The organism is Mesorhizobium sp. M0140 (assembly GCF_040322475.1).
In the GTDB taxonomy this organism is placed as follows: Bacteria; Pseudomonadota; Alphaproteobacteria; order Rhizobiales; family Rhizobiaceae; genus Mesorhizobium.
The window spans coordinates 1-1,320 of record NZ_JAMYTM010000080.1; the positions used below are offsets into that span (position 1 = coordinate 1).

At 65.1% G+C, this 1,320-nt stretch carries 1 protein-coding gene; it reads left to right on the plus strand.

Annotation, left to right across the window (positions count from 1 at the left end):
* Positions 1-158: 158 nt before the first annotated feature.
* Positions 159-1,320 (plus strand): IS256 family transposase (locus NKJ37_RS31900; RefSeq protein ID WP_352776439.1); only part of this gene is annotated, 1,162 nt, incomplete at its 3' end.

The following is a 1,320-nucleotide window of genomic DNA, read 5'->3' on the forward strand; positions in this document are numbered from 1 at the left end:
GGTCGCGTCCCCACAGGTGGTGTAGCTCGGCGGTAGCGAAGCCGCTCGCGAGCGCGCTCTCGATAGCGCTGTAGCGAGCGAGCGGCTTTGCGGTGGTCATCGACGGTTCGCCGGTAAGGTCGGGTTGCTGACTCCAACCTGATTCGAAGGAACCATCGATGACCGACGACATGATGAACCTGCGCGCGCTCGTGGAGAAGACTCCGGATTCCGATCTCTTGCGCGAGATGATCGGCTTTGCCGCCGAGCGGCTGATGGAGCTGGAGGTTGGGGCCGCCACCGGCGCCGCCTATGGCGAGAAGAACCCATTGCGCACGGCCCAGCGCAACGGCTATCGCGAGCGCGACTGGGAGACGCGGGCCGGCACCGTCGAGCTGCGCATCCCCAAGCTCAGGAAGGGCTCCTACTTCCCCGGTTTTCTCGAACCGCGCCGCATGGCCGAGAAGGCGCTGACCGCTGTCATCCAGGAGGCCTACGTCCAGGGTATCTCGACCCGCTCGGTCGACGACCTGGTCAAGGCCATGGGCATGAGCGGCATCTCCAAAAGCCAGGTCAGCCGGCTGTGCGAAGAGATCGACGGTAAGGTCAAAGCGTTCCTTGAAAGACCCATTGAGGGCGACTGGCCATATCTGTGGATCGACGCCACCTACCTGAAGGTGCGCCGCGGCGGCCGCATCGTCTCGGTCGCCATCATCATCGCTGTCGGCGTCAATGCGGACGGCCGACGCGAGGTGCTGGGCATGGAGGTCGGCACGTCTGAGGCCGAGCCGATCTGGACGGAGTTCCTGCGCAAGCTGACCCGCCGTGGCCTGCGCGGCGTCAAGCTTGTCGTCTCCGATGCCCATGAAGGCATCAAAGCGGCCGTCACCAAGGTGCTGTGCGCGACATGGCAGAGGTGCCGCGTCCACTTCATGAGGAACGTGCTGGCCCATGCCGGCAAGAGCGGGCGCCGCGTCGTCTCCGCTTTCATCGCCACCGCCTTCGCCCAGGAAACGCCCGGGGCCGCAAGCACGCAATGGCGCGCCGTCGCCGACCAGATCCGGCCGAAGGTGCCGAAGCTGGCGACAATCATGGACGACGCCGAGCCCGACGTGCTTGCCTACATGACTTTCCCCAAGGAGCACCGCGCCAAGCTGCACTCGACCAACCCGATCGAGCGCCTCAACGGCGAGATCAAGCGGCGCACCGAGGTCGTCGGCATCTTCCCAAATGACGACGCCATCGTCCGCCTGGTTGGCGCGATCCTGCTCGAACAGAACGACGAATGGGCCGTGCAGCGCGCCAGATACATGACGCTGGAAACCATCAGCCAAATGAGCG